Origin of the sequence: Streptomyces sp. NPDC001339 (genome assembly GCF_042895955.1) — a bacterium.
GTDB lineage: Bacteria > Actinomycetota > Actinomycetes > Streptomycetales > Streptomycetaceae > Streptomyces.
The window spans coordinates 113,914-139,727 of sequence record NZ_JBIAWT010000002.1 but is presented as its reverse complement, the minus strand read 5'-3'; the positions used below and the strand labels follow the sequence as shown (position 1 = coordinate 139,727).

22 protein-coding genes and 1 tRNA gene are annotated in these 25,814 nt (G+C 72.0%); 11 read left to right on the top strand and 12 right to left on the bottom strand.

Going from position 1 to position 25,814, the window contains the following annotated elements; all coding sequences use genetic code 11:
* Window positions 1-84: 84 nt before the first annotated feature.
* From ACFY12_RS05825 to ACFY12_RS05815, 3 genes are all read right to left on the bottom strand, one after another.
* On the bottom strand, window positions 85-1,020 hold the full coding sequence (locus ACFY12_RS05825) for an SCO1664 family protein (protein WP_390714497.1): 936 nt from the start codon (window positions 1,018-1,020) through the stop codon (window positions 85-87).
* Window positions 984-1,574, bottom strand: coding sequence for a DUF3090 domain-containing protein (locus ACFY12_RS05820; protein ID WP_390714496.1), 591 nt, complete (start codon window positions 1,572-1,574; stop codon window positions 984-986). The genes ACFY12_RS05825 and ACFY12_RS05820 overlap by 37 nt, the downstream gene beginning before the upstream one ends.
* 108 nt (window positions 1,575-1,682) lie before the next feature.
* Entirely contained in the window at window positions 1,683-2,381 is a 699-nt protein-coding gene (locus ACFY12_RS05815; protein ID WP_390714495.1) for a histidine phosphatase family protein, read from the bottom strand.
* A gap of 160 nt (window positions 2,382-2,541) precedes the next feature.
* Between ACFY12_RS05815 and corA the strand changes: the two genes are divergently transcribed.
* On the top strand, window positions 2,542-3,537 hold the full coding sequence (gene corA / locus ACFY12_RS05810; protein WP_390714494.1) for a magnesium/cobalt transporter CorA: 996 nt from the start codon (window positions 2,542-2,544) through the stop codon (window positions 3,535-3,537).
* Window positions 3,538-3,580: 43 nt separating this feature from the next.
* On the opposite strand, the gene ACFY12_RS05805 is transcribed toward corA, so the two are convergent.
* Both ACFY12_RS05805 and ACFY12_RS05800 read right to left on the bottom strand, forming a co-directional pair.
* A complete protein-coding gene (locus tag ACFY12_RS05805; protein ID WP_390714493.1) occupies window positions 3,581-4,369 on the bottom strand; it encodes a ferritin-like domain-containing protein in 789 nt (262 codons plus the stop codon).
* Between the two features lie 408 nt (window positions 4,370-4,777).
* A complete protein-coding gene (locus tag ACFY12_RS05800) occupies window positions 4,778-5,842 on the bottom strand; it encodes an LLM class F420-dependent oxidoreductase (RefSeq protein WP_390714492.1) in 1,065 nt (354 codons plus the stop codon).
* Between the two features lie 260 nt (window positions 5,843-6,102).
* On the opposite strand from ACFY12_RS05800, the gene ACFY12_RS05795 reads away from it, so the two are divergent.
* Both ACFY12_RS05795 and ACFY12_RS05790 read left to right on the top strand, forming a co-directional pair.
* Entirely contained in the window at window positions 6,103-7,086 is a 984-nt protein-coding gene (locus ACFY12_RS05795; protein ID WP_390714491.1) for an aldo/keto reductase, read from the top strand.
* Complete coding sequence (locus ACFY12_RS05790; protein WP_390714490.1) at window positions 7,083-9,653, top strand: helix-hairpin-helix domain-containing protein; 2,571 nt, start codon at window positions 7,083-7,085, stop codon at window positions 9,651-9,653. Before ACFY12_RS05795 ends, ACFY12_RS05790 begins: the two co-directional genes overlap by 4 nt.
* A 435-nt stretch (window positions 9,654-10,088) precedes the next feature.
* On the opposite strand, the gene ACFY12_RS05785 is transcribed toward ACFY12_RS05790, so the two are convergent.
* A complete protein-coding gene (locus ACFY12_RS05785; protein WP_390714489.1) occupies window positions 10,089-10,808 on the bottom strand; it encodes a hypothetical protein in 720 nt (239 codons plus the stop codon).
* A gap of 47 nt (window positions 10,809-10,855) precedes the next feature.
* Between ACFY12_RS05785 and ACFY12_RS05780 the strand changes: the two genes are divergently transcribed.
* The gene (locus tag ACFY12_RS05780) at window positions 10,856-11,044 is read left to right on the top strand and encodes a DUF5703 family protein (protein WP_390714488.1); all 189 of its coding nucleotides are present in this window, start codon (window positions 10,856-10,858) and stop codon (window positions 11,042-11,044) included.
* Window positions 11,045-11,417: 373 nt separating this feature from the next.
* On the opposite strand, the gene ACFY12_RS05775 is transcribed toward ACFY12_RS05780, so the two are convergent.
* The 3 genes from ACFY12_RS05775 to ACFY12_RS05765 form a co-directional block, all read right to left on the bottom strand.
* Window positions 11,418-12,296 (bottom strand): chaplin family protein, encoded by an 879-nt coding sequence (locus ACFY12_RS05775; RefSeq protein WP_390714487.1) that lies wholly within the window; start codon window positions 12,294-12,296, stop codon window positions 11,418-11,420.
* Between the two features lie 233 nt (window positions 12,297-12,529).
* Window positions 12,530-12,763 (bottom strand): chaplin, encoded by a 234-nt coding sequence (locus tag ACFY12_RS05770; RefSeq protein ID WP_390714486.1) that lies wholly within the window; start codon window positions 12,761-12,763, stop codon window positions 12,530-12,532.
* A gap of 245 nt (window positions 12,764-13,008) precedes the next feature.
* Entirely contained in the window at window positions 13,009-14,334 is a 1,326-nt protein-coding gene (locus tag ACFY12_RS05765; RefSeq protein ID WP_390714485.1) for a M20/M25/M40 family metallo-hydrolase, read from the bottom strand.
* 408 nt (window positions 14,335-14,742) lie between these two features.
* Here ACFY12_RS05765 and ACFY12_RS05760 point away from each other — a divergent pair.
* The 4 genes from ACFY12_RS05760 to ACFY12_RS05745 all read left to right on the top strand — a co-directional run bounded on the left by ACFY12_RS05760 (window position 14,743) and on the right by ACFY12_RS05745 (window position 17,313).
* Window positions 14,743-14,827 (top strand) — tRNA-Leu (locus ACFY12_RS05760).
* A 148-nt stretch (window positions 14,828-14,975) separates the two neighbouring features.
* Window positions 14,976-15,938 carry a pseudouridine synthase gene (locus tag ACFY12_RS05755; RefSeq protein ID WP_390714484.1) on the top strand — a complete coding sequence of 321 codons (963 nt, stop codon included), beginning with the start codon at window positions 14,976-14,978 and terminating at the stop codon, window positions 15,936-15,938.
* A gap of 89 nt (window positions 15,939-16,027) precedes the next feature.
* The gene (locus ACFY12_RS05750; protein WP_390714483.1) at window positions 16,028-16,702 is read left to right on the top strand and encodes an HAD family hydrolase; all 675 of its coding nucleotides are present in this window, start codon (window positions 16,028-16,030) and stop codon (window positions 16,700-16,702) included.
* A 200-nt stretch (window positions 16,703-16,902) separates the two neighbouring features.
* Window positions 16,903-17,313, top strand: a complete 411-nt coding sequence (locus ACFY12_RS05745; protein WP_390714482.1) for an NUDIX hydrolase — start codon at window positions 16,903-16,905, stop codon at window positions 17,311-17,313.
* Between the two features lie 141 nt (window positions 17,314-17,454).
* Here the strand turns inward: ACFY12_RS05745 and ACFY12_RS05740 are convergent, their stop codons facing one another.
* Together ACFY12_RS05740 and ACFY12_RS05735 are read right to left on the bottom strand one after the other, a co-directional pair.
* Window positions 17,455-19,104, bottom strand: coding sequence for an ABC-F family ATP-binding cassette domain-containing protein (locus tag ACFY12_RS05740; RefSeq protein WP_390714481.1), 1,650 nt, complete (start codon window positions 19,102-19,104; stop codon window positions 17,455-17,457).
* Between the two features lie 340 nt (window positions 19,105-19,444).
* Window positions 19,445-20,872: a cytochrome P450 gene (locus ACFY12_RS05735; RefSeq protein WP_390714480.1), complete on the bottom strand. Its 1,428-nt coding sequence runs from the start codon at window positions 20,870-20,872 to the stop codon at window positions 19,445-19,447.
* Between the two features lie 235 nt (window positions 20,873-21,107).
* On the opposite strand from ACFY12_RS05735, the gene ACFY12_RS05730 reads away from it, so the two are divergent.
* The 3 genes from ACFY12_RS05730 (at window position 21,108) to ACFY12_RS05720 (ending at window position 23,689) form a co-directional block, all read left to right on the top strand.
* The gene (locus ACFY12_RS05730) at window positions 21,108-21,512 is read left to right on the top strand and encodes a (2Fe-2S) ferredoxin domain-containing protein (protein ID WP_390714479.1); all 405 of its coding nucleotides are present in this window, start codon (window positions 21,108-21,110) and stop codon (window positions 21,510-21,512) included.
* A gap of 261 nt (window positions 21,513-21,773) precedes the next feature.
* Complete coding sequence (locus tag ACFY12_RS05725) at window positions 21,774-22,565, top strand: response regulator transcription factor (protein ID WP_390714478.1); 792 nt, start codon at window positions 21,774-21,776, stop codon at window positions 22,563-22,565.
* Entirely contained in the window at window positions 22,562-23,689 is a 1,128-nt protein-coding gene (locus ACFY12_RS05720; RefSeq protein WP_390714477.1) for a sensor histidine kinase, read from the top strand. Before ACFY12_RS05725 ends, ACFY12_RS05720 begins: the two co-directional genes overlap by 4 nt.
* A 430-nt stretch (window positions 23,690-24,119) precedes the next feature.
* On the opposite strand, the gene ACFY12_RS05715 is transcribed toward ACFY12_RS05720, so the two are convergent.
* Window positions 24,120-25,769 (bottom strand): FAD-binding dehydrogenase, encoded by a 1,650-nt coding sequence (locus ACFY12_RS05715; protein ID WP_390714476.1) that lies wholly within the window; start codon window positions 25,767-25,769, stop codon window positions 24,120-24,122.
* Window positions 25,770-25,814 lie beyond the last annotated feature (45 nt).

The window sequence follows — 25,814 nt, the reverse complement described above, 5'->3', positions numbered from 1 at the left end:
GGCCACAGGGCTTGGCCGGAAAGGCGGTCTTGCGCTTGACAGGCCGGTGTGCAGGGGTGTGTGGAGGGTGTGCCGCGACGACGGTCAGACGGGCGGCCAGGGGATGGCGGGCCATGCGCCGCTCGGCTCGGGGTGCCGGCCGCCGCTCAGCAGCCCGTCCACCCGGGCCCGCAGCGCCTCGGTCTCGGCGTCCGTGAGGAGGCCGGCCAGGCGCGCGGCGAGCGGGCCGGAGTCCGCCAGTGCGGTCCGCAGGCCGCGCAGGACCTCCAGCGCCTCCTCGGTCAGCGGCTCCCCCGCCCAGCCCCACAGGAGCGTGCGCAGCCTGTCCTCGGTGTGGAAGGTGACGCCGTGGTCGATGGCGAAGAACCGTCCGTCGGTGCCGGGCAGCAGATGGCCGCCCTTGCGGTCACCGTTGTTGATCACCGCGTCGAGCACCGCCAGCCGCCGCAGCCGGGGGTGGTCGGCGTGCACCAGCAGCGCGGTGCGGCCGGCGACGACCTGCGCGTAGCCGACCGCCTTCCAGCCGGGGTCCGGCTCGTCGCCCTCCACCAGGGCGAGCAGTCCGGGTACCTCACCGCTGCTCTCCGGCGGTTCGATCCACTCCTGGACCATGCCGGTGCCGTACGGGCCGTCGCGCAGCACGGTCGGCGGGATCAGGTCCCAGCCGCAGGCGCGGGAGACCTCGTAGGCGGCGACCTCGCGCTGGGCGAGGGTGCCGTCGGGGAAGTCCCACAGCGGCCGTTCGCCGGCCACCGGCTTGTAGACGCAGGCGGCGGTGCGGCCGTCGTACGCGACCGTGCAGTACAGCACGGTGTTGGACGCCTCCTGGATACGGCCGCGCACGGTCAGCTCACCGTCGGCGAGGAAGGCGTCCGGCAGGCCGGGCGCGGGCCGCGGCGGGGCCGTCGGCGCGTCCTGGGGGCCGACGGGACGGGGCGGGCGGGGCAGCTGCCCGGACGGTTCCACGGCCGCTTCCGGGGCGCTCAGGCGTTCCGCCGGTATCCGTTCTGGCGCGGGCATACGTGTCCCTCCGGGTCGAGCGGCAGGCTGCACAGCGGGCACGGCGGGCGGCCGGCGTTGACCACGTCCAGCGCCCGCTTGGCGAACGCCCTGGCCATCGCCCCGGTGAGGCGCACCCGCAGCATCGGCGGGCCGTTCTCGTCGTCCTGGAGGAGCCGCTCCTCGGCGTCGGCGAGGTCCTCCTCGCTGTCGGCGGCGAGCTCGACCAGGGCCTGCGCCTCGACGATCATCCGCTCGTCCTCGCCGTCCCAGGCCAGCGCCATCGTGCCGACCCGGAACTCCTCGTCGACGGGGGTCTGCAGCGGGGCGGTGTCGGTGAGCTCGGCCGGGGAGACGGCGGGCACCGGGGCGTTGCCGCCGCTGCGCCGTACGACCTCGTCGAGGAGTTCGTCGATCCGTTCGGCGAGCGCCGCGACCTGGGTCTTCTCCAGGGCGACGCTGGTGGTGCGGCCGGCCGCGGTGGCCTGGAGGTAGAAGGTGCGGCGGCCAGGCAACCCGACCGTACCGGCCACGAAGCGGTCCGGCGCGTCGTAGAAGAACACCTGACGGGACAAGGTCCTGCTCCGATTGCTCGACTGCGGGTCACTGCGGTCGCTGCACGTCCCGCGGATCGCGGGGGCGTGGCGGGCAGCGCCGTCGCACCACCCTACTGCTCCGGCTGATCACGCCGCGCCCGTACCGCCCCCGACGGCCGCGTCCCTGCCGTCCGCGGCGACGGCGCCGTCGTCCCGGGGCGCCAGCGAGCCGAAGTCGCCGGTGTCGCCGAGGCGGACGAGGTAGGGGCGCAGCCGGGTGTAGCGGATCACGGTGACCGAGCAGGGCTCGACGGAGATCCGCTGGAAGTGGTCGAGGTGCAGGCCCAGTGCGTCGGCGACCAGCGCTTTGATGATGTCGCCGTGGGAGCACATGGCGTAGGCCGCCTCGGGGCCGTGGGCCTCCGCGATGCGGGCGTTCCAGTCGTGCACCGCGTCCACCGCGCGGGCCTGCATGGCCCGCAGCGTCTCGCCGCCGGGGAAGGCGGCCGTGGAGGCGTGCCGCTGGACGACCTCCATCAGCGGCTCGTCGTGGAGCTCGGCGAGTTTGCGGCCCGACCAGTCGCCGTAGTCGCATTCGGTGATCCGGTCCTCGATGTGCAGCGCCAGCCGGGGGCGGGCCTCCAGGAGCGGCTGGACGGTCTCCCGGCAGCGCTGCAGCGGGCTGGAGACGACGGTGGCCAGCGGCACCTGCGCCAGCCGCGCGGGCAGGGCGGCGGACTGGGCGGCACCCTGCTCGTCGAGGGCGACTCCGGGGGCGCGTCCGGCGAGCACCCCGGCGGTGTTGGCGGTGGAGCGGCCGTGCCGCACCAGGATCAGCGTGGGCATGGCCGCCAGCCTACGTTCGGGGGCGCGTTCCCGGCAGGTGTCCGGCTTCCCGGATGGTGTCCGGGCTTCTCGGCGGAGGGCGGGGGCCGGGAGGGGGCCGGGGAGGGGCTTCCGGCGGATGGCGGGCGCTTCCTGGCGGAGGGCGGGGGTCCGCGCGAGAATGCGAGATGTGATCGTGGACTGCGCCGTCTACCGGGAGGGCCGCCGCACGGACTGCGCGGCGGACTTCTCCCAGGCTCTCCAGGCGGCGCGGGCCGAGGGCCACTCCTTCCTGTGGCTGGGCCTGTACGAGCCGACGGCGGACGAGTTCACGCTGGCCAGCAGCGAGTTCGCGTTGCACCCGCTGGCGGTCGAGGACGCTCTCAAGGCGCATCAGCGGCCCAAGCTGGAGGTCTACGACGACTCGCTGTTCATGGTGCTGAAGCCGGTGACCTACGACATCGAGGCGGACACCGTGACCTCGTCGGAGGTGATGGTGTTCGTGGGCGACGCGTTCGTGGTGACCGTACGGCACGGGGAGGCCAGCCCGCTGGGGGTGGTGCGGCACCGGCTGGAGGAGCACCCGGAGATCCTGCGGCACGGCCCGGGCGCGGTGCTGTACGCGGTGAGCGACGCCGTGGTCGACCACTACATCGAGGTGGCCGCGGAACTCCAGGCGGACCTGGAGGAGTTGGAGGCGGAGGTGTTCGCCCCGATGCGCGGCCGGGACGTGCGCAACACCGCCGCCGAGATCTACTCCTTCAAACGCGAGGTACTGGAATTCCGGCGGGCGACCGGCCCGTTGGCGGAGCCGATGGCCCGGCTGCAGAACCCGGGGGTGCCGTTCATCCACGACCACGCCCGGCCGTTCTTCCGCGACGTCGGCGACCACCTCATCCGGGCCAACGAGTCCGTGGAGGGCCTCGACCGGCTGCTGTCGGACATTCTCGCCGCCCATCTGGCGCAGATGGGCGTGCGGCAGAACGACGACATGCGCAAGATCTCGGCCTGGGCGGCGCTGGCGGCCGTCCCCACGATGATCGCCGGGGTCTACGGGATGAACTTCGCCTTCATGCCGGAACTCCGGTGGCATCTGGGCTACCCGGCGGTCCTGGTGCTGATGGCCCTCCTGGAGGTGGGCCTCTACCGGCTGTTCAAACACCGCGGCTGGCTGTGACTCGCCTGCTGTGACTTGCCGGCTGTGGCTCGTCGGCTGTGGCTCAGACGAACTCCGGTGCCGAGGTGGCCGGGCCGCCCAGCGCGTTCCGCCGCTCGGGCATCCGGAGGGTGACCATCCGCCGCCAGCCGATCAGCCGCTCATAGCCGTACATCGCCCGGATCCCGGCGGCGAGCACCGCGGACTTCGCCTTCGGCCAGCGCAGGATGCGCCCCATGTGGTCCATCACGGCCAGACTGACGTCCCGGTAGACGGCGATCTCGGCGTGGGCACACTCGCGCAGGATCCGCTGGATGGTACGGCCGTGCCCGGCGCGGGCCAGCCCCAGCAGCTCCTCGTGGCAGTAGGCGAGGTGGTTGTCCTCGTCGTTGGCGATCATCCGGACCGCCTTGCCCACCTCGGGGTGGTCGCCGAAGTGCTTCTTGAGCATCGCCATCTGCTCGGCCGCGCGCTGCTCGGTCACCCGGCTGTGCGCGAGGTACGTGATGACGTCGAGCTCGGTGAGCGGCTCGTCGCGACGCAGCTTGTCATGCGCGAGCCCGATGCCGCGGCGCTCCAGCAGCATGGTGTAGTCGGTCTCTCCGGGGACGTCGGCGGGGGTCAGTCCGCGCCGTCGCATCAGGGCCTGGAAGATCCGGCCGTGTTTGTCCTCGTCGGCACCGTGCCGGGTGACCTTGGGCGCCAGGTCACGCAGGGAGGCGGGCAGCAGCGCGGCGATCCGGCCGTTCTCCCAGCCGCCCTGGGCCTCGCCGCTGGCCGCGATGGAGCAGAACAGACGGTAGGAGTTGTCGTTGTCGACGATCTCCTGGAACAGGCTCCGGGCCGAGATCATCTGAGCCACCTCCGCATGCACACACCCGCCACACACCCGTGAAGGAACCACACACCCGTAAAGAATCCAGACACCCGCAAAGAATCCAGACACTCGTAAAGAACCAGTCAAGTGACGTGTGCCGTACGCGGCAACCCAAGGGGCCGCTCGTTCCCCCGTTGGGGGGATACGCACCCGGTGGCGGCACGTAACCGCGCGCCGACGGCGGCGTTGTGCAGCACGACGGCCGTGGCGGGGAAGGCCCCCCGAGCCCCCACCACGGCCACGGGCTCCCGGACCCGGCGCCCCGGAGCGCCGGGTGGCAAAACCCCGGGAATTCCGCCCGCCCCCGCCTTGTTGTGGCCCCGCAGGGGGTGCTCGCGCCCCTTAGGGGATCCGTTCGAACACCCCCTAAGGGTCCCCGAAGCCCTATGCCAGCCCGGCGCGCTCCAGGGCCTCCACGCCGGCCCGCAGCGAGGCCAGCCGCTCCTCCAGGGTGAAACCGGCCGGCGCCAGCGTCAGGGTGGTCACACCGGCCGCGGCGTACGCCTGCATCCGGTCGGCGATCCGCTCGACGGAGCCGAGCAGCGTGGTCTGGTCGATCAGCCGCTCCGGGATCGCCGCGGCGGCACCGTCCTTGTCACCGGACAGGTACTTGTCCTGGACCTCGGCGGCCTCGCTCTCGTAACCCATGCGCTGCGCGAGCCGATTGTAGAAGTTCTGCCGGCGGCTGCCCATCCCGCCGACGTACAGCGCGGTGTACGGGCGGAACATGTCGGCCAGCGCGCTGATGTCCTTGTCCCCGCCGGCGGGTCCTACGGCCAGCGGCACCATCGGGCAGACGTCGAAGCCGTCCAGCGTCCGGCCCGCCTTCGCACGGCCCGCCCGCAGGTGCGCGACCGCGGTCTCCTCCAGGTGGTCGGCGGACGGGAAGATCAGCAGCGCACCGTCGGCGATCTCACCGGTCTGCTCGAGGTTCTTGGGGCCGATCGCGGCGATGTACAGCGGGATGTGCGCACGCTGCGGGTGCACGGTGAGCTTCAGCGGTTTGCCGGGACCACCGGGCAGCGGCAGCGTCCAGTGCTCGCCCTCGTAGGACAGCCGCTCGCGGCTCAGCGCCTTACGGACGATGTCCACGTACTCGCGGGTGCGCGCCAGCGGTTTGTCGAACTTGGCGCCGTACCAGCCCTCGGAGACCTGCGGTCCCGAGACGCCGAGGCCGAGCCGGAAACGGCCCCCGGAGAGCGAGTCCAGGGTGGCGGCGGTCATCGCGGTCATCGCGGGCGTACGTGCCGGGATCTGGAAGATCCCCGAGCCGACGTCGATCCGCTCGGTCCGGGCGGCGACCCAGGAGAGCACGGTGGCGGCGTCGGAGCCATAAGCCTCGGCCGCCCAGCAGACGGAGTAGCCGAGGCGGTCGGCCTCCTGCGCCACCGCGAGATTGTCGGAGTCCATCCCGGCGCCCCAGTAGCCGAGGTTGATGCCAAGCCGCATACCGCTCCCCTTACCGATTACCGATTACCGACCTGCAGATCTACCGATTCCGAAGCAGCGACGTGCCGGCACCGGCACCGGCACGTACCGATACCGGCATGTACCGGCTCCGATGTGCCGTCACCGGTGCGCACACGCCGGCGTACCAACCAGTAACGTCGCTGTCGCGGGGGACTGTAGCGCGCACCGCCACAAGGCGTCACCGGCGGGTTATCCACAGGTCCCCTGTTCCGCGACCGTGGCGCGTAATGTCAGGCGTCATGGAGCAAAGGCACCTCGGCCGAACGGGCCTTCGCGTGTCCCGGCTCGGGCTCGGCACCCTCAACTGGGCCCGCGGCACGGACGAGCAGGAAGCCGCCGACCAGCTCAAAGCGTTCTGGGAGGCCGGCGGCACCCTCGTGGACACCGCCGACATCTACGCCGACGGCGGCGCCGAATACCTCCTGGGCCGGCTGGCGGAGAGCCTCGTCCCGCGCGACGACCTGGTGATCGCCACCAAGGCCGGCAGCGTCCTGGAGGCGGACCGCCGCGTCGACGGCTCCCGGCGCCACCTCCTCGCCGCGCTGGACGCCTCCCTGGGGCGGCTCGGCACCGACTACGTCGACCTGTGGCAGCTGCACGCGTTCGATCCGCGGACCCCCCTGGACGAGACGCTCCAGGCCCTCGACCTCGCCGTCACCAGCGGCCGGGCCCGCTACGTCGGGGTGTCGAACTTCTCGGGCTGGCAGCTCGCCAGAGCCGCGACCTGGCAGCTCGCGGCGCCCGGTATACGCAACCGGCTGGCCGGCGCACAGATGGAGTACTCCCTCCTGCAGCGCGGCATCGAGCGCGAGGTGCTGCCCGCCGCCCTCGACCTCGGCATCGGCGTACTCCCGTCGTCACCCCTCGGCAGGGGGGTACTGACCGGCAAGTACCGCCACGCGACCCCGGCCGACTCGCGCGGCGCCTCGGATCACCTGGCGGCGTTCGTGGCGCCCTACCTCGACGAGCCCGCGAGCCGGGTCGTCGAGGCGGTGGCGACCGCCGCCGACGGACTGGCCGTCACCCCGCTCCAGGTCGCGCTCTCCTGGGTCCGCGACCGGCCCGGAGTGACCGCCCCGATCCTCGGTGCGCGCACAGCGCAGCAGCTCAGAGCGGCATTGTCAGTGGAGAGCCTTAGTCTTCCTGACGAAATCTGCCGGGCGCTGGACGATGTGTCGGCTCCGGTGCACCGCTACCCCGACCACGACTGGAGCACCCTGTGAGTACCGACCGCCGCGCCGCCGAGACCCCGCCCGAGCAGGAGGGCGCGGCCGGGACCGCGGACGCCCCCGGGACGGACACCGCTACGGGGCACAAGCCCCCGGCGGCTGCCGCGCCGGCCAAGGCGACCGCGGCGGCGCTGGCGGCTGCCGTACGGGCCGTGGAGCGCGGCGAGCGCTCCGCAGCCTCCTTCTTCGCCGAGGCCCCCCGCCCCGCCGGACCAGCCGCACCCCCCGGTAACGGGGCACCCCCGGCTGCCCGCGGCCCCGCCGAGGGCGCCCCGGCCCCCGGCGGTCCCGGGCCACAGGCCGGCCCGGCCGTACCGTCCGGTGCCGCCCCGGAGGCGGCCCGGCAGCACCCCTCCCACCACACCGAAGGCCCGGCCCGTCCCCCCGTGCCGACCGACGCGACAGCCATCACCGCCACGCCGCCCGTGGGGACGGGAGCCGTACCGCCCGAGACGCCCCTCTCGGGCCACGCCGCTCCCCCGCCCGCCGACACCACCACACCGGCCACCGTTCCGGCCACCTCCGCCCCGCCCCGTCCCGCCGTGGCCGCCGCCCCCGGCCTCGACGGCGTACGGCAGGTCCTCGCCGCGGGCGGCGCCCCCGAGGCGCTGGCCGAGCGGACCGCCGAGGTGCTCGGCGAACGGGCCGCCGAGGCACTCGGCGAGGACCCGTGGCAGCTGCTCGCCGTGCCCGGAGTCCGCCCCGAACAGGCCGACGGGTTCGCACGGGCGTTGCTCGGCCCCGCCGCCGGACCGGACGACGAACGGCGCGCACAGGCACTGATCGGCTGGCTGCTGGAGCAAGCCGCCCTCGCAGGCCACTCCGCGCTGGAAGCCGCCGCGCTCCGTGCGGCCCTCGCCCAGCGCGCGGTGCCCGACCCCGATGACGCACTGCAGACCGCCATCGCGGACGGGTCGGTACTGGTCTTCCAGGACGCGATCGATGAACCGGGCCGGGCGCACCCCGCGACAGCCGATGACGAGGAAGAGGAACCGCCGGTCCGGCTCCTCCTCGCCCTGGACCGCTACGCCATGGCCGAGGAGAGCGTCGCCGACGGCCTGGGGCGCCTGCTGAACACCTTCGAGCCACCCTCAGACGCCGAAGACGACGCCGAAGACATCGCAGACACCGAGAACGGCGGCACCGGCACCACGAACACCCACGAGGGCGCCGAGAACACCGACAAGACCCAGCCCCCGGGCGAAGCCGAGCCCCACGAGGAACCCCACGAGAAGCCCCTCGAAGAGCCCCGCGAAACCGACGCCCCGGGCGACGGCCCCCCGGCCGAGAGAAGCGGCACCGCCCCCCTCGCCGCCTCCCCCTCCCCCGCCGACTGGGAGGCCGCAGCCGTTGCCGCCCCCTCACCGTCGGCCGCGGAACTGATCCGCGCCACCGCGCTCAGCGGCCTGGTGACCCACACGGGCGCCGAGGCGGCCCGCGCCGAGCCCGCCGCGCTGATCACCGCGGCCCGCTCGCTGGGCCTACGAGCCTTCGGCGCCACCCACACCGAGAACGGCCGCCGACGCCTGGCCGCACACCTCGCCCAACTGGCGCCGGGCGAACCCGCCCAGGAATCCACCACGGCGAACCCCACCACGGCGGCCGTGACCGTATCGGGGCTGCTCTCCGGCCGGCAGGGCCCCGGCCGGGACGAGGACGGCACCCTTGCCCTCGATCTCCTTGTCGTGCTGGACGCTCCCCAACTCGACCTGGAAACCGCCGCGCTGCTCGTCGAATCCCTGACCGACGGCACCCGCCTGGTGCTCAGCGGCGACCCCGGCGTCCTGTGGTCCACCGGCCCCGGCCGGCTCTTCGCCGATCTCCTCGCGGCCCGCTTCTGCCCCCAAGTCGCCTCCCGCACCCCTGACTTCGGCCCGATCGGCGAACTGGTCTCGGGCATCGGAATCGGCGAACTGAACGAGGTCGAAGCACCCGGCAAGGAGGTGGTGATCGTCCCGGTGCGCGACGCCGGCGAAGCGGTGCACCGCACCGTCCAGCTGGTCGCCGACTCCGTACCCCGAGCCCTCGGCCTCCCCGCCGACCAGACCCAGGTCATCACGGTCGGCCATGGCGGCGCGGCCGGCACCCGCGCGCTCAACACCGCCCTCAAGGAACGCCTCAACCCCGGCCCCGGCCGCTTCGGCGGCTTCGACCCCGGCGACCGCATCGCCTATACCCCGGCCCCCGGCCGTACGGTGTCCGGCACCGTCACCGGCGCGGATGCCACCGGCCTGAATCTGGACTGCGCGGGCTCCGCCGTCGTCGTACCACGCGAGCAGGTGGAAGCCGGAGCAGTACGCCACGGCTGGGCACTCACCGCCCACCAGGCAGCCGGATCACGCTGGCCGGCGGCCGTGGTCGTCCTCCCCGGCGACGCGACCGGCGGCCTGACCCGGGCCTGGGTCTACACCGCCTTCAGCCGCGGCGAACGCCATCTCTCCGTCGTCCAAGGCGCCGACCAGGCGCTCCCCCACGCCGTCACCAGCCTCCCGGCCAAGGAACGCACCACCCGCCTCCGCACCCTCCTCCACCAAACCTCCCACCCCGAACCAACCCCCTGAGCACCAGCCCCTGGCACTCCCCCAAACCAACCCATCCCCCCGCTCGACTATCACAGAAAGCCACACACAGCCAGGAACAAATAACTCTCCGTAATCGTTGCCGTAACAAGGAAGAGGCGGCCCCAGCAAGGCCACCACGCGCCACCCAACCCAACCCAACAAAACCCCCACGCCAAGCCCACACCCCCGGAAGCCCCCACACCCTTCCCGACCCCGACGACCCCGAGCCCGCCCCGCCCCAACCCCAGCACCCCAATTCCCGACGCCGCCCAGCCCCCGCAACGCCCCGGCCCCGCCCCGTCAACCACCCCCGGCCGCAGCGCGACAACAACGCCAACGCGACACAACCAGGAACGGGCGACGGGGCGCGCCCGGGAGGGCACGAGGGGGCGAGGGCGGGCGGTACCCCGAGGAGGCCGGAGGTAACCCCAAGGATCAGCCGTCGTGGTCGAGCGTCTCCAGCGCCTCGTCCCCGTCGCCGTCATCGTCGCCGTCGTCGAGTTCCTCATCGAAGACCGCGCTGACGTCGAAGCGACATACCACCCGTTGGGGATCCGCCTGGTCGAACGGGGCAGAGAGCCACTCCCCGGGCTCGGCCGGGTCGTCGGCGGCCGCCACCCACAGGGTGGAGTCGCCCTCTTCCAAGCCGAACTCCTGGTGCCGGGAGGCGATCTCGTCAGGTTCGAATTCTCCGAACAGGACACCGAGCGCCGCATGCACGCTGCTGCCGACCACCGCAGCAGCGTCCGCATCCGCGCCGTCGCCTGCCGTGCCGGCCATACCGATCGCGCCATCGGCAGCGTCCGGGTCGAGGTCGGCGATGCGCTGTGCCTGATGCAGCAGACGCTGCGGTTCGGCGACGGTGTAGTCGCGCCGAATCAGCACCGTCAGCGCGCTTGGCTCCTCGGGGCCCGCGTAGGCGGGCAGGGTGTCGTTCCCGGGGATCTCGAAGGGGGTGACCTCGTCATAGGTGTCGTAGAGCAGCTCGTCGTAGAGCTCGGCGGCCGCGGCGAGCTCGTCGAACGCGGCGTAGACAGCCGGGTCGTCCGGTCCCGAGCGGCGTTCGACCGCGTCGAGGTGACGGTCCAGCGCGGCTTTGACCGCCTCGGCGGCGGCACGTACCTCGGCAGCGGAGGGCTGCGCAGCATCAGACATAGTGCAGACGCTATCCGTACCGGGGCCGGTCCCGCACAATAGATGCGATGCCGGAATACGAATTCTGCGATGTGTACGTGCCTCGGGGGATCTCCCGGAAGGCCGCCACACGCTTGCTGACCGACCATGCCGAGTACGGACACTGGGAGTTGGACCGACTGCGCCTGAACCCGGACGGTAGCCGCAAGGTGCGATTGCGTCGCCGGATCATCCGCCAGTTCCGCGCCACGTGGTGAGCGGCGCGGGCGGGTAGGGGGTGGGGGGGGAGGGTGGGGCGTGCGGCACCGATCGGGGGCAACCGACGGGGCATGCGGGCATGCGCCAGGGGATGCGGATGCGAGGGGCGTCCGCAGTTCGCGTCCGCAGTTCGGGGGCGTTATGCCAGCGTCTACTGGAGGGGCGCCATGCCCCCGTTGGGGGGAGGCCGCTGGGGGGCGTCTTGGTCTGTGATCGGGTGGGAGGCGGCGTGATCGATACGGGATGCGGACGGGGGTGAGGGGGTGTGTGCAGGCGTGTGCGTGCGGGAGAGCGGGCCCCGGGGTGGTGGGGCCCGCTCCGTGGTGCGCGGGTGCGCGGGGTGTGGCTGATCAGGGCGCTAGGCGCGGCTGATCATCGGCGGGCGGTACGCGCCTTCCGGTAGAGCACCGCGCCGCCGAGCAGCAGCCCGGCGCTGGCCGGGACCGCGTAGCCGATCGCCCCGGCTCCGGTGTGCGCGAGCTGCTCGGCGTGGGGTGTCACGACCTTGGCTTGCGACGCGGTCTGCGGCCGTGCGCCCGGGGCGCCAGGGACGCCCGGGTGGTGTGCCGTCCCCGTGGCGGGCGACGTCCCGGGGTTGCCAGGCGTGCCCGGGTGCTGCGGCTTGTCCGGGTGACCCGGGTTTCCAGGGTGGTCCGGGTTCCCGGGGTGATCCGGGTTTCCCGGTTGGTCCGGGCGGCTCGGGGTCGCCGATGTGCCGTTGTCGCAGTCGCCACCGAAGGCCGGATTGAGCAGCCCGATGACGTCGACGGTGTTGCCGCAGGCGTTCACGGGGATGTGGACCGGTGCCTGGACGTTGTTGCCGGAGGCGATACCCGGCGAGTTGGCGGTTCCGCCTTCGGCCCCGGAGCCGCTGTGTTGCCGACCCTGGTCATGGTGCCGACCTTGATCGTGGTGCCTGCCCTGATCCTGGTGCTGGCCCTGACCGTGCTGACCGTCCTGGTGCCGGCCCGCTTGGTGCGTACCGCTGTGGTGACTGCCGCCGGTGCCGGTGCCGTTGCCGCAGCCGTTGCCGAAGGCCGGATTGAGCAGCCCGACGACATTGATGGTGTTGCCGCAGGCGTTCACCTGTGCATCGACCGGTACTTGGATGTTGTTGCCGGATGCCACACCGGGCGAGTTGACCGCGCCTCCAGTGGCTCCGGTGTCCGCGTGTGCGTAGCCTGCGGCCGCGGCGAGTACCCCGCCCGCTGCCGCCATGGTGATCAGGCCCTTGCGTGCGACCTGCCTCATAGAATGTTCCCCTGCCTCGTGCCTTACAGGAATGCGCGCGGATGGCGATACCCGCGGAGAAGTCCACGGAGCTCCACTCCACCCGCTCACCGAAATACCCAGCGGCTCCGGGATACATGGCATCAAACGGCATGCAATCCGGAGCCGAGCCGGTTCAGACCCTTACGGGTTCCAGACCCTCGCCGGATCGGGCCGTTACGGGTTCAGGTGCGACGTCGATCGACGTCGGAAAGTCACTTGTTGACGCAGTAGTTGCCGAAGGTGGGACTCAGCAGACCGACCACGGAGATCGTGTTGCCGCAGGCGTTCACCGGCACGTGGACCGGCACCTGGACGTTGTTGCCGGAGACGACGCCCGGGGATTTCACGGCAGCACCCTGGGCCCCCGTGTCGGCAACGGCCAGGCCGGCACCGGCGAGCGCGAGGCCGCCGGCAGCCGCCGCCGCAGCGACGATCTTCTTGATCATTCTTCCTCCTTGTACGCAAATGCGATCCCAGCCGCGGACCGCACCCACTGCAACGAGGAAAAGACTTTGAAGCTACGAACACATCGGACGGTTCACCCATTTCAGCGAATCCGGCGCGAACGGCAGGAGATTCGCGCCGGATTCGGCTCAGCTCAGCCCTGGGGATGGACTGGGAATGAACGGGAATGGACCAGGACGGACCGCGACGTCAACCGCCGACAGAAGCCCGGCGTCCCCTTCGGGCGTCAGCTCTGGTCGATGAAGCGGTCGAGTACGCGCACCCCGAACTTCAGCCCGTCCACCGGCACCCGCTCGTCCACCCCGTGGAACATTCCCGCGAAGTCCAGCTCCGGCGGCAGCTTCAGCGGCGCGAAGCCGAACCCGCGGATCCCGAGGTCGTCGAAGGACTTGGCGTCCGTACCGGCCGAGAGCATGTACGGGACGGCGCGCGCGATCGGGTCCTCGGCCTGGAGTGCGGACTGCATCGCCGCCACCAGCGGTCCGTCGAACGTCGTCTCCAGCGCCCTGTCCGCGTGGACGTCCTCGCGCCGGACCCGGGGGCCCAGGATGCGGTCCAGGTCGGCCAGGAACTCTTCCTCGTAACCGGGCAGGAACCGTCCGTCGACATGCGCCGTGGCCTGGCCGGGGATCACATTGACCTTGTAGCCGGCGCCGAGCTGCGTGGGGTTGGCGGTATTCCGCAGCGAGGCGCCGATCAGCTTGGCGATACCGCCGAGCTTGGCCAGCGTGTCGTCCATGTTCTCCGGGTCGAGTTCGGTGCCCAGCGCATCCCCGAGTTCGTCCAGGAACACCCGCAGCGTCTTGGTCACCCGTACCGGGAACTCGTGCCGGCCCAACCGTCCGACGGCCTCGGACAGTTCCGTGATCGCGTTGTCCTTGTGGATCATCGAACCGTGGCCGGCGGACCCGTCCACGGTCAGCTTCATCCAGTGCATGCCCTTCTGGGCCGTCTCGATCAGATACAGCCGCAGTTGTTCGTTGACGGTGAACGAGAAGCCGCCGACCTCGCTGATCGCCTCCGTCACGCCCTCGAAGAGCTCCGGGTGGATGTCGACGAGGTAGCGCGCGCCGTACGTGCCGCCGGCCTCCTCGTCCGCGAGGAACGCCAGCACGATGTCGCGGGGCGGCTTGCGTCCGGTGCGCAGCCGGTCACGGACGACCGCGAGGGTCATGGCGTCCATGTCCTTCATGTCGACCGCGCCGCGGCCCCAGAGGCATCCGTCGGCGATCTCTCCGGAGAAGGGGTCGTGGGTCCAGTCGTCGGCGTTGGCCGGTACGACGTCGGTGTGTCCGTGGATGAGGAGCGCGGGCCGTGAGGGGTCCTCGCCCTCGATCCGGGCGACGGTCGAGGCGCGGCCCTTGTGCGACTCGTAGATCTTCGGCTCCAGGCCGACCTCGGCGAGCTTCTCCGCGACGTACTCGGCGGCGGCCCGCTCGCCCGGGCCCGAGTGGTCGCCGTAGTTGCTGGTGTCGATCCTGATGAGGTCCCGGCACAGGCCGACGACCTCGTCCTCGCCCGTGACCGTACGGGCCGGCTGCGACTCGCTCATGCCAGAACCTCGCTTCCCCGGGCCGTGCACGAGCAGGGCTCGTGCCCTTCCACGGCTCGCTCGCGGAGCTCGCTCATGCCGGAACCTCGCTTCCGCTCGGCCCTGCATGTGCAGGGCCCGCACCTCTCCATGGTTCGCTCGCGGAGCTCGCTCACTGTGCCTCCTCTTGGTTCACGGCCGCTCACGCGCCCCAGGCGTACGCCCAGGGGCGCGGTCCGCGGCAGGGGTCCATGGCCATCCTCCACCCGCCGTGCGCTGTACCCAAGGCCGCAATGTTGCCGACATGCCCTGGTCACAACCTTGATCGCGACCGGACCTCCGCCCCGATACGGGGGTGATCGACCACCCGCGAAGGTTTGCTATTGTTTTCCACGTCGGAATGGCCCAGGCCGGAACGGCAGACACCTTGTCCGGGTGGCGGAATGGCAGACGCGCTAGCTTGAGGTGCTAGTGCCCTTTATCGGGCGTGGGGGTTCAAGTCCCCCCTCGGACACTTTGATCATCAGCGCCCGCTCTGGCTTCGGTCAGGCGGGCGCTGGTGGTTTGTGTGCCGGTTTGTTCCATGGAGAGCACGGTCCGGTTTGTTCCGTGGAGAGCACGGTCCGAGTGGCCGTTTGCCGAGCCGAGGTGTGCCTGTCGCGATGAGACGCCGATCGACTGTTCCGCCTGCCCCGCTTCCTCAGCGTGAGGGGATCGATCCGGTGCGGGTGCGGTTGCCCGCGGATCCGGACGGGGTGTGGGGGACGGTGCGGGATCATCTGGTCGACCGGTTCCAGGGGGCGATCGGGGCCGGGCGGGTGGAGGAGATGCTCGGGGCGGGGCGGTTCGTCGGGGTGGACGGGGTGCTGAGCGGGGGTGAGCCGTATGTGGCGGGGCGCTATGTGTGGTTCCACCGGGACTTCGCGCCGGAGGTCGCGGTGCCGTTCGAGGTGGGTGTGATCCATCGGGACGAGCGGATCGTGATCGCCGACAAGCCGCACTTTCTGGCCACGACTCCGCGGGGGCAGCACGTCAGGGAGACGGCACTGGCCCGGCTGCGGCGCGAGCTGGGCCTGCCCGCGCTGCAGCCGGCGCATCGGCTGGACCGGTTGACGGCGGGGCTGGTGCTGTTCGTGGTACGGCCCGAGGACCGGGGTGCCTACCAGGGGCTGTTCAGCGGGCGGCGGGTGCGTAAGGAGTACGAGGCGGTGGCGGCGTACGACGGGGAGGTGGCGCTGCCGGTGACGGTGCGCAGCCGGATCGTGAAGGAGCGGGGGGTGCCGACTGCCCGGGAGGTGGCCGGTGAGGTCAACGCGGAGAGCCGGATCGAGCTGGTGGAGCGGCGGGGCGGACTGGGGCGGTACCGGCTGCTGCCGGTGACGGGGCGTACGCATCAGCTGCGGGTGCATATGAGTGGGCTGGGGCTGCCGATTGCCAATGATCCGCTGTACTCGGAACCGTTGCACTCGGATCCGCTGTGCTCGGCGCCGCGGGATGAGGATTTCCGGGCGCCGCTTCAACTGCTGGCGAAGGTGCTGGAGTTCACCGATCCTGTGGACGGGCGGGTACGGCGGTTCGAGAGTGCGCGGCGGCTGGCGGTGTGGGAGAGCGGGGCAGCGTCCTGAGGGATGAGGGTGGGAAATCCCGGTGCGGGTGGGGGGCTCGGGCGCCTAGGGTGCGCGGGTCGGTGGAGCACGGGAGGGGTGGCGGGCGGATGCTGATCTTCGATGCGGATGACACGTTGTGGGAGAACAACGTGATCTTCGAGCGGGTCATCGACGAGTTCCTGGAGTGGATGGCGGGCCCCGGGCTCGACCGGGCGGGGGTACGGGAGGTCCTCGACGGGATCGAGGCGGCGAACGCGGTGCGGCTCGGGTACGGCAGCAAGGTGTTTCTGCGGAGCCTGCGGGAGTGTGTGGAGCGGTTGCGGGGGCGTGCCGTCACGGCCGGGGAGGCGGAGCGGATCGCCGGGTGGGCGCCGGCTTTCGACGGGGGCCGGGTGGAGTTGATTCCCGGAGTGGCCGAGACGCTGGCCGAGCTGGCGCGGCGGCATGAGTTGCTGCTGTTGACCAAGGGGGATGCGGAGGAGCAGGAGCGGAAGGTGGCGGTGTCGGGGTTGTCCCGGCACTTCCGTGGGGTGCACATCGTGGCGGAGAAGGACGTGGCCACGTATGAGGAGCTGGTGCGCGCCTACGACCTGGTGCCGTCGGCCGCATGGATGATCGGGAACTCCCCCAGGTCGGATATTTTGCCGGCGCGTGCGGCGGGTCTCCAGGCGGTGTTCATTCCGCATGACCGGACGTGGGTGCTGGAGCATGCCGAGATCGACCCGGACGACGGGAAGGTGTTGCGGCTGTCCGCGTTCGGGGAGTTGGTGCGGTACTTCTGACGCTCCGCCCGCTGTGACCTGACGTCCCGTCCTGTGTCGGAGGCCGGGGGATGTTCGGGGCGTCAGGCCGGGATATCCGGGGACGGCCGGGGTAGCTGGGGCGTCCGGGGGTTGCCGAGTTTTTCTGAGGAGTTTCTCTGAAGTGTTTCTGACGGTGTGTTTCTGACACTGAGTTTCCGACTGTTACGGGAGGGGCTGAGGTGCGGCCGACGGTGTCGTGCGTGTTCGTGTGTCATGACGGTGCGGGGCGGGTGTTGCTGGCGCGGCGGGGTGCAGGGGCCCGGGACGAGCCGGGGACATGGGACTGCGGCGCCGGGGCGCTGGAGTTCGGTGAGACCTTCGAGGCGGCCGTGGCGCGGGAGGTGGAGGAGGAGTACGGCGTGCGGCCGCTCCGTATCGAGCCGATCGGGGTGCGCAATGTGCTGCGCGGGGACCCGGTCGATTCGCACTGGGTCGCGGTGGTCTTCGCCGTACGGGTGGAGCCGGGCAGGGTACGGATCGGTGAGCCGCACAAGTTCGACGCGCTCGCGTGGTGTGCGCCGGATGCGCTGCCGGAGCCGCTGCATTCGCAGTGCGGGGAGAGCCTGGCGCTGTTCGCGTCGTGTGAATAGCCCTGTAGGTGCCTGTAGGTGGTCGTATGGGTAGTGGGTAGGGGAGGCGGCGGTGCCGGGGCGTCCTGGCACCGCCTGGCTCGTCTGCGGCGGTCCTCGCCGGTTGGCAGGGTCGTTGCCGGTTGGCAGGGTCTTCGCCGGTTACGCCGGTGAGAGGGGTTCCGGTTCGGTGTCGGTCAGTTCGCCGTCCTCCAGGGTGAGCCAGCGGGTGATGCCGAGTTCGTGGAGGAACGGCAGGTCGTGGCTGACGACGAGGAGGGTGCCCTGGTAGGAGTCGAGGGCGGTGACGAGCCGGCGGACCGAGGCCATGTCGAGGTTGTTGGTCGGCTCGTCGAGCATCAGGAGCTGGGGGGCCGGTTCGGCGAGCATCAGGGCGGCGAGTGAGGCGCGGAAGCGTTCGCCGCCGGACAGGGTTCCGGCGCGCTGGTCGGCGCGGGCTCCGGTGAACAGGAAGCGGGCGAGCCGGGCGCGGATGCGGTTGTTGGTGGCGTCGGGGGCGAAGCGGGCGACGTTCTCGACGACGGTGAGGGTGTCGTCGAGGACGTCCAGGCGCTGGGGGAGGAAGCGGTGGGGGACGTGGATCTGTGCCGTTCCGGCCTGTGGGGGGATTTCGCCGGCGAGGGTGCGGAGAAGGGTGGTCTTGCCGGAGCCGTTGCGTCCGGTGAGCGCGATCCGTTCGGGGCCGCGTACCTCCAGGTCGGCGCGGGTGCCGTGGCGGGCCCGCAGGGCCTGCAGGGTGAGGACGGTGCGGCCTGGCGGGACGGCGGTGTGCGGGAGGTCGATGCGGACCTCGTCGTCGTCACGGACCGCTTGGACGGCCTCGTCGAGGCGTTCTCTGGCTTCTTTGAGGCGCTCGGTGTGCAGGGCGCGGTGTTTGCCGGCGGATACCTGGGCCTCCGCTTTGCGGCCGTTCATGACGATCTTCGGCTCGCGTTTGTTGGCGGTCATCTTGTTGCCGTAGCGGACGCGGCGGGCCAGCTTGACCTGGGCGTCGGCGAGTTCGCGTTTCTGGCGCTGCACGTCGGCCTCGGCGGAGCGGAGTGTGCGCGCGGCCGCTTCCTGTTCGACGGCGAGGGCGTGTGCGTAGGCGTCGTAGTTGCCGCCGTAGCAGTGGACGGTACCGTCGCGGAGGTCGGCGATCCGGTCGACGAGCTGGAGGAGTTCGCGGTCGTGGCTGACGATGACGAGTACGCCGGACCAGCCGCTGACCGCCGTGTGGAGCCGTTGCCGGGCGGGTCGGTCGAGGTTGTTGGTGGGTTCGTCGAGGAGGAGGACGTCCGGGCGGCGCAGGAGGAGGGCGGCCAGGCGGAGCAGTACGGATTCGCCGCCGGAGATCTCGCCGATGGTGCGGTCGAGGTCGATGCCGTGCAGTCCGACCTGGTCGAGGGTGGCGCGGGCGCGTTCTTCGATGTCCCAGTCGTCGCCGATGGCGGTGAAGTGCTCCTCGGCGGGGTCGCCGTTCTCGATGGCGTGGAGTGCGGTGCGGGCCGCGGCGATGCCGAGGGCCTCGTCGACGCGGAGGTGGGTGTCGAGCGGGGTGTGCTGGGGGAGGTAGCCGACCTCGCCGGTGACCTTGATGCTGCCGGCGGTGGGGGCCAGTTCACCGGCCATCAGCTTCAACAGGGTGGACTTTCCTGATCCGTTGAGGCCGATGAGGCCGGTGCGGCCGGCGCCGATGGTGAGCTGGAGGTCGTCGAGGACGGGGGTGCCGTCGGGCCAGGTGTAGCCGAGGCCGGTGCAGACGATGGCGCGGTGGGCCGCGGAGGGGATGGTGGCGGCGGGGTGTGACATACGGGTCTCCTGAGCGCGTGGGAAGGGGTGGGGCTGCGCAGAGAGACACCGCGGGAGGGGGACGTCGAGGTGGCTGCCGGGCCGGCGGCCGTGCGGACGCTCCGAGGTCGTGGACAGGACCGCGTGAGGCTGCCTCCATGGCCCTCCATGGGCACGGGAGGCGCTCCCCTCATACGCGGGCGCGGTGTCTCAGGACCTCAGACGAGCAACGGCCTTCTCCAATCGGCGGCAACAGGACCGGTGATGACGGTAGGGGAAGCGCCGCTGAGACGCGAACGATTTTTTCGTCGCGGTTGCCGGCGGCGTTCCCCGCCGCCTGCCGCCTGCCGCCTCCGCGGTCCTACTCCCCCGCCCCGTCGCGCGGGCGCAGCCGTACGCGGGCCGGGCCGGTCGCCTGGAGGGTGATGCCGGCGGCCACCGGCACCTCCTGGTCCACGGCCTCCAGTTCGTACGAGCGGAGCAGGGTGGCCAGCGCCAGCACCGATTCCAGCATCGAGAAGTGCTGGCCGATGCAGGCGCGTGGGCCACCGCCGAACGGGAACCAGGCGTAACGGTGCCGTTCGGCCTCCCGCTCGGGTGCGAAGCGCCGCGGGTCGAAGCGTTCGGGGTCCTCCCAGAGCGCCGGGTTGCGGTGGGTGACCCAGGGTGCGACGACCACATCGGCGCCGGCCGGGATGCGGAATCCGCCGATTTCGGTCGCGTCCACGGCCCGTCGGCTGACGATCGGCGCCGCCGGGTAGAGCCGCATGGCCTCCTTGAGCGTCTGCGTCAGATACGGCAGCCGGTCGAGGTCGGCGGCGGTGGGGGTGCGGTCGCCGAGGACACGGGCGATCTCCGCGTGGACGGTGGCCTGTTCGTGGGGGTGCCGGGCGAGGAGGTGGAGGGTGAAGGCGAGTGAGGTCGCGGTGGTCTCGTGGCCGGCGAGCAGGAAGATCAGGACCTGTTCGCGGATCTCGGTCGGGTCGAGGGAGCCGTCCTCGGCGTTGCCGGCGGCGCAGAGGAGGGAGAGCAGGTCGTCGTCGCCGTGCCCGTCGCCCGGGGTGTCGGCCGTCCGGCCGTGGGGACTGCCGGGGGCACTGGGGACTTGGGGGGCACTGGGGACATGGGGGGTACTGGGGCCGTGAGGGTCGTGGGACGTACGGGGCGCGGCTCGGCGGTCGGCGACGATCCGGTCGCACAGGGCGTTCAGCTCGTCCGTGGCGGCCCGTGCCCGCAGGTTGCCGGGGGTGGGCCAGCGGCGCGGCGGTTTCACGGGGAGATAGGCACGCTGTACGACATAGGCGTTGATGACCGGGGCGCACCGGTGAATGGCCGCCACGGCCTCCTCGGCGTCCAGGCCGAAGAGGATCCGGACGACGGTGCGCAGCGCGAGCCGGTTCATCTCGGGGACCAGGTCGACGGTGTCGTTCCGGGCAGTGCGCCAGCGGTCGGCGAGGGCGCCGGCCTCGGTGGCCACCGCGGCGGCGTAGCCGTCCACCCTGCGCTTGGTGAACAGGGGCTGCACGAGCCGGCGCTGGCGGAGGTAGTCGGTGTCCTGGCTGGTGAGCAGGCCGTTGCCGAAGGACTGCCGGACCTCCTCGTAGAACGGGTGGTCCTTGCGGAAGTTGGCGGCCTGGGAGGCGAGGATCTGCTGGACGTCCTCGGGTGCGAAGACGGCGTGGAACACGCTGCGCAAGCCGGGCGGGCCGGCCTTCAGGCGGACCACATCGCCGTGTGTCCGCTGGGCGTTGCGGAAGGTGCCGAGGGGGTCGCGCCGCAGGTCGAGCATCGAGCCGAGCAGAGGGAAGCCGGCCGGACCGGGGATGTCCGTCTCCGGTATGGCCCCGGGCCGGGATGGGGGGTGGAATGGGCGTCGGGACCGGTGTTGGGGCTGGAGTTGGGGGTGCGACTGTGATGGGGGCTCGGTTGTGGGCATGCCCGGATGTCTATCCCGCTGAGGTGGGTTCCTATGCGGCGGCGGGGACGCGTATGCGCCGTGCGATGCCCCGCGTAGCATGAGCCGGATGATCAACGAGCGTGCCGATCGGGCAGCAACCTCCGCGGCTCCCTGCCGGGTCACCGTGTGCCGTGGCTGCTGCTGCGGTGATCCGGCCAAGATTCCCGGTGTCGACCACAGCGGGCAGATACCCCGGCTGCGGGCGGCGCTGGACGGGGCGGCGCCGGTGCGGGCCTCGGAGTGTCTGGACGTCTGCGACCAGGCGAATGTGGTGGTGGTCCAGCCGTCGGCGGCGGGCCGGGCCGCGGGCGGGCGGCCGGTCTGGCTGGGCCTCGTCAACGACGATGCGGCGCTGGCGGACATCGTGGCGTGGATCCGCTCCGGCGGGCCGGGCCTCGCGGAGCCGCCGGGGGTGCTCGACCTGTATGCGATCAAGGTGTCGCGGCGGGTGCAGGAGGGGCTGAACAGCTGAGGGCGGAAAGGCCGAGGGAGGGAGTCGGCTGCCCGGCGCTTCCGGTTGCCCGGTACCTCCGTGTCCGGCGCTTCCGACTCCGGATCCGGCGGTTACCGGTTTCTTACGGAACGGGCCCGGGCGCGCATCTCAGCGCCGTCTGGTGTTGGCTGGAGGCATGACGTACCTCCCGGGAAGGGCTCGCTGACTCCCGTGCACCGCGCCGTACCACCCTCCGCTCCCCCGCCCTCCCCCGTGCCGGGCCCGCCGCGGCGTGTCCTAGTGGTCGAGGACGATCCCACCGTCGCCGAGGTCGTCACCGGCTACCTCTCCCGCGCCGGCTACACCACCGAGCACGCCGCCGACGGCTTCGCCGCCCTCGACCGGGCCGCGTCCTTCCGTCCGCATCTGGTCGTCCTCGATCTGATGCTGCCCGGCATCGACGGCCTGGAAGTGTGCCGGCGGCTGCGGGGCACGGACGACGGCCCGGCCGTCCCGGTGGTGATGCTGACGGCGCGCGGCGAGGAGGCGGACCGCATCCTCGGCCTGGAGCTGGGCGCCGACGACTACGTGACCAAGCCGTTCAGTCCGCGGGAGCTGGTCCTGCGGATCGGTTCGGTGCTGCGCCGCGCGGAGTCCGCGCCGCCGACCGCGGTGTCCTCCCCCGTCCTGCGGGCCGGTGACCTCACCGCCGACCCGGGCGGCCGGCGGGCCGACCGTGGCGGACGGGAACTCTCCCTGACCACCCGCGAGTTCGACCTTCTGGTCTTCCTGATGCGCAACCCGGGGCGGGTGTTCTCCCGTGAAGAGCTGTTGCAGCGGGTGTGGGGGTGGGAGTTCGGTGATCTGTCGACGGTGACGGTGCATGTGCGGCGGCTGCGGGAGAAGATCGAGGCGGATCCGGCCGCGCCACGGCTGGTGACGACGGTCTGGGGCGCGGGCTACCGCTTCGACCCGGCGGGAGGCGAGACGGACGCGGACACCGGCACGGTGCCCACGGACCAAGAGGCACCCCTGGACGGCACGGCACCCACGGACGACGAGACGCCCCCGGAAGGAAGGCGCCGGACATGACGGACTTCCTGGTGATCGTGGCGCTGGCGGCGCTCGGCGCGGCGGTGGCGGGGCTGCTGGCCGCGCCCGCGGTGCGGGTGCTCCGGCGGGGTTCGGTGGCGCTGTCGCTGTTCGCGGTGGCGGCGCTGGCGGTGGCCGCGATGGCGGCGGGCACGGTGGCGGTGGCCCAGGCGATGTTCCTGTCCGGGCACGACCTGGGCGTGGTGATGGCCGTGGTCGCGGTGTCCGGTGTGGTGTCGCTGGTGGCCGCGCTGCTCTTCGGACGGCGGATCGCGGCGGGCAGCCGGGAGCTGGCGCGGGCAGCCCGTACGGTCGGGAGCGCCGGCGGGTTCGTGGCACCCGACGAGCCGCCGACGGCCGAACTGGCCGCGCTGTCCCGGGCGTTGGAGGAGACCAGCGCCCGGCTCGCCGAGGCGCGGGAGCGGGAGCGGGCGCTGGACGCCTCCCGGCGGGAGCTGATCGCGGGGATCTCCCACGATCTGCGGACGCCGCTCGCGGGACTCCGGGCGATGGCCGAGGCCCTGGAGGACGGCGTCGCCGAGGACCCCGCGCGCTACCACTCCCGTATGCGGACCGAGGTGGACCGGCTGGCCGCGATGGTCGACGACCTGTTCGAGCTGTCGCGTATCCAGGCCGGGGCGCTGACGCTGACCTTCTCGCGCGTGTCGGTGTACGACCTGGTGGACGAGGCACTGGCGGCCGCCGGGCCGCTGGCGGCGGCGAGCGGGGTACGGCTGGTGGACGGCGGAGTGGCGCCGCTTCCGGTACGGGTGGACGCCCAGCAGATCACCCGCGTCCTGGGCAATCTGCTGGTCAACGCGATCCGTGCGACACCGGCCGATGGCACCGTCGCGGTCAGCGCGCGGCGCGAGGAGGACCGGGTGGTGGTCGCGGTGGAGGACGGCTGCGGCGGCATCCCGGCGGAGGACCTGCCACGGGTCTTCGACACCGGCTGGCGTGGCAGCAGCGCACGCACTCCGCGCGCGGACGGCCAGGGCGGGGCGGGGCTGGGCCTGGCGATCGTACGGGGCATCGTGGAGGCGCACGAGGGGCGGGCGACGGTGCGGAACGTGGCGGCTGGTTGCCGCTTCTCCGTTTCGCTGCGAATCGCTGCGCTTGGCTAATCGCTGCGCTTGGCTTGCTTCCCACGTTTTTGGCTGCGGCGCCGTACCTTCCGTTTCGCCGTTGCGCCCGTCCGCTGCGCTTGGCTTCCCTCCCACGTTGTCGGCTTTCCCGCCGTGGCGCCTGGCGGCGGGCCGTTGCCGCTGCGCGGGGCTGTACGTCACGGGTGTGCCCCTCCGAACTTCGTTCTGCGGTGCGCCCCCTCCCGTGGGTGGGTGGAAAGAGACCGGTGGGGGTGTACGTAAGCGATCATCCGCAGGAAGCGGACCACTTGCGTACAGCCCCACTCACCGTTTTTCCTCCCACTCCCGGGAGGGGCCGCTCCGCAGGACGCCAGTCCGGAGGAGCGGACCCGCACCCGACCAACCCACGCCCGCCGCAGGCGCAACGGCGAAACGGAAGGTACGGCGCCGCAGACGACAACGTGGGAAGTCAGCCAAGCGCAGCGGAACGCCCCGCCGTCCGCCCCGAGAACAGGCACCCGCCGAGGAACGTGCCCTCCAGCGACCGGTAGCCGTGTACCCCGCCGCCGCCGAACCCGGCGGCCTCCCCCGCCGCGTAGACACCGGGCAGGGGCTCGCCGTCCTCGGTGAGTACCCGGGAGGAGAGGTCGGTCTCCAGGCCGCCGAGCGTCTTGCGGGTGAGGATGCTCAGCCGTACGGCGATCAGCGGGCCGGCCCCGGGGTCGAGCAGGCGGTGCGGGGCGGCGGTGCGGATGAGCCGGTCGCCGAGGTAGGCGCGGGCCCCGCGGACGGCGGTGAGCTGGAGGTCCTTGGTGAAGGGGTGGGTGACCTCGCGGTCGCGGGCCTCGATCTCGTGGCGCAGCGCGGCCTCGTCGATCAGCGGTTCCTCGGTGAGCGCGTTCATCCGCCGTACGAGTGCGGTGAGCGAGCGTTCGACGACGAAGTCCGCGCCGTGGTCCAGGAACGCCTGCACCGGCCCGGGGGTGCCGGCCAGGGCCCGGCCGAGTACCTGGCAGATGTTCTTGCCGGTCAGGTCGGGGTTCTGCTCGGAGCCCGAGAGGGTGAACTCCTTCTCGACGATCTTCCGGGTGAGGACGAACCAGGTGTGGTCGTGGCCGGTCTTCATGATGTGCTGGAGGGTGCCGAGGGTGTCGAAGCCGGGGAAGAGCGGTACGGGCAGCCGCCTGCCGTGGGCGTCCAGCCACAGGGACGAGGGCCCGGGGAGGATCCGGATGCCGTGCCGCGGCCAGATCGGGTTCCAGTTGTCGATGCCCTCGGTGTAGTGCCACATCCGGTCGCGGTTGATGATCCGGCCGCCGGCCGCCTCGGTGACGCCGAGCATCTCGCCGTCGACGTGCGCCGGCACCCCGGACAGCATCCGCCGGGGAGGCTTGCCCAGCCGTGCGGGCCAGCAGGCGCGTACCAGCTCGTGGTTGCCCCCGATGCCGCCGGAGGTGATGACCACGGCCTGCGCCCGCAGTTCGAAGGCGCCGGTCACCTCGCGGCTGCTGGGCCTGCCGCGGGCGGCGTCGGAGGGCTGGAGGATCTCGCCGCTGACCGTGTCCACCTGGCCCGCGGTGCGGGACAGTCCGGTGACGCGGTGCCGGAAGCGCAGCTGGACCAGGCCGCGGGCCGCGCCCGCCCGTACCCGGCGTTCGAACGGCGCGACCAGGCCGGGTCCGGTGCCCCAGGTGACGTGGAAGCGGGGGACGGAGTTGCCGTGCCCGGTCGCGTCGTAGCCGCCGCGCTCGGCCCAGCCGACGACGGGGAAGAACCGTACGCCCTGCCGGTGCAGCCAGGAGCGTTTCTCCCCGGCCGCGAAGTCGACGTACGCCTCGGCCCACTTGCGCGGCCAGTGGTCCTCGGGCCGGTCGAAGCCGGCCGTGCCGAGCCAGTCCTGCCAGGCCAGCGCGTGGCTGTCGCGGATCCGCAGCCGGCGCTGCTCGGGCGAGCCGACCAGGAAGAGGCCGCCGAAGGACCAGTGTGCCTGCCCGCCGAGGGACTGTTCGGGCTCCTGGTCGAGCAGGATGACCTTACGGCCGGCGTCCACCAGCTCCGCGGTGGCGGCCAGGCCCGCGAGCCCCGCTCCGATCACGATCACATCAGCGTCGTACGCCATTCGGCTTCTCCTCACCGGGGCAGGCCGGCGCGTACCGACCACCGT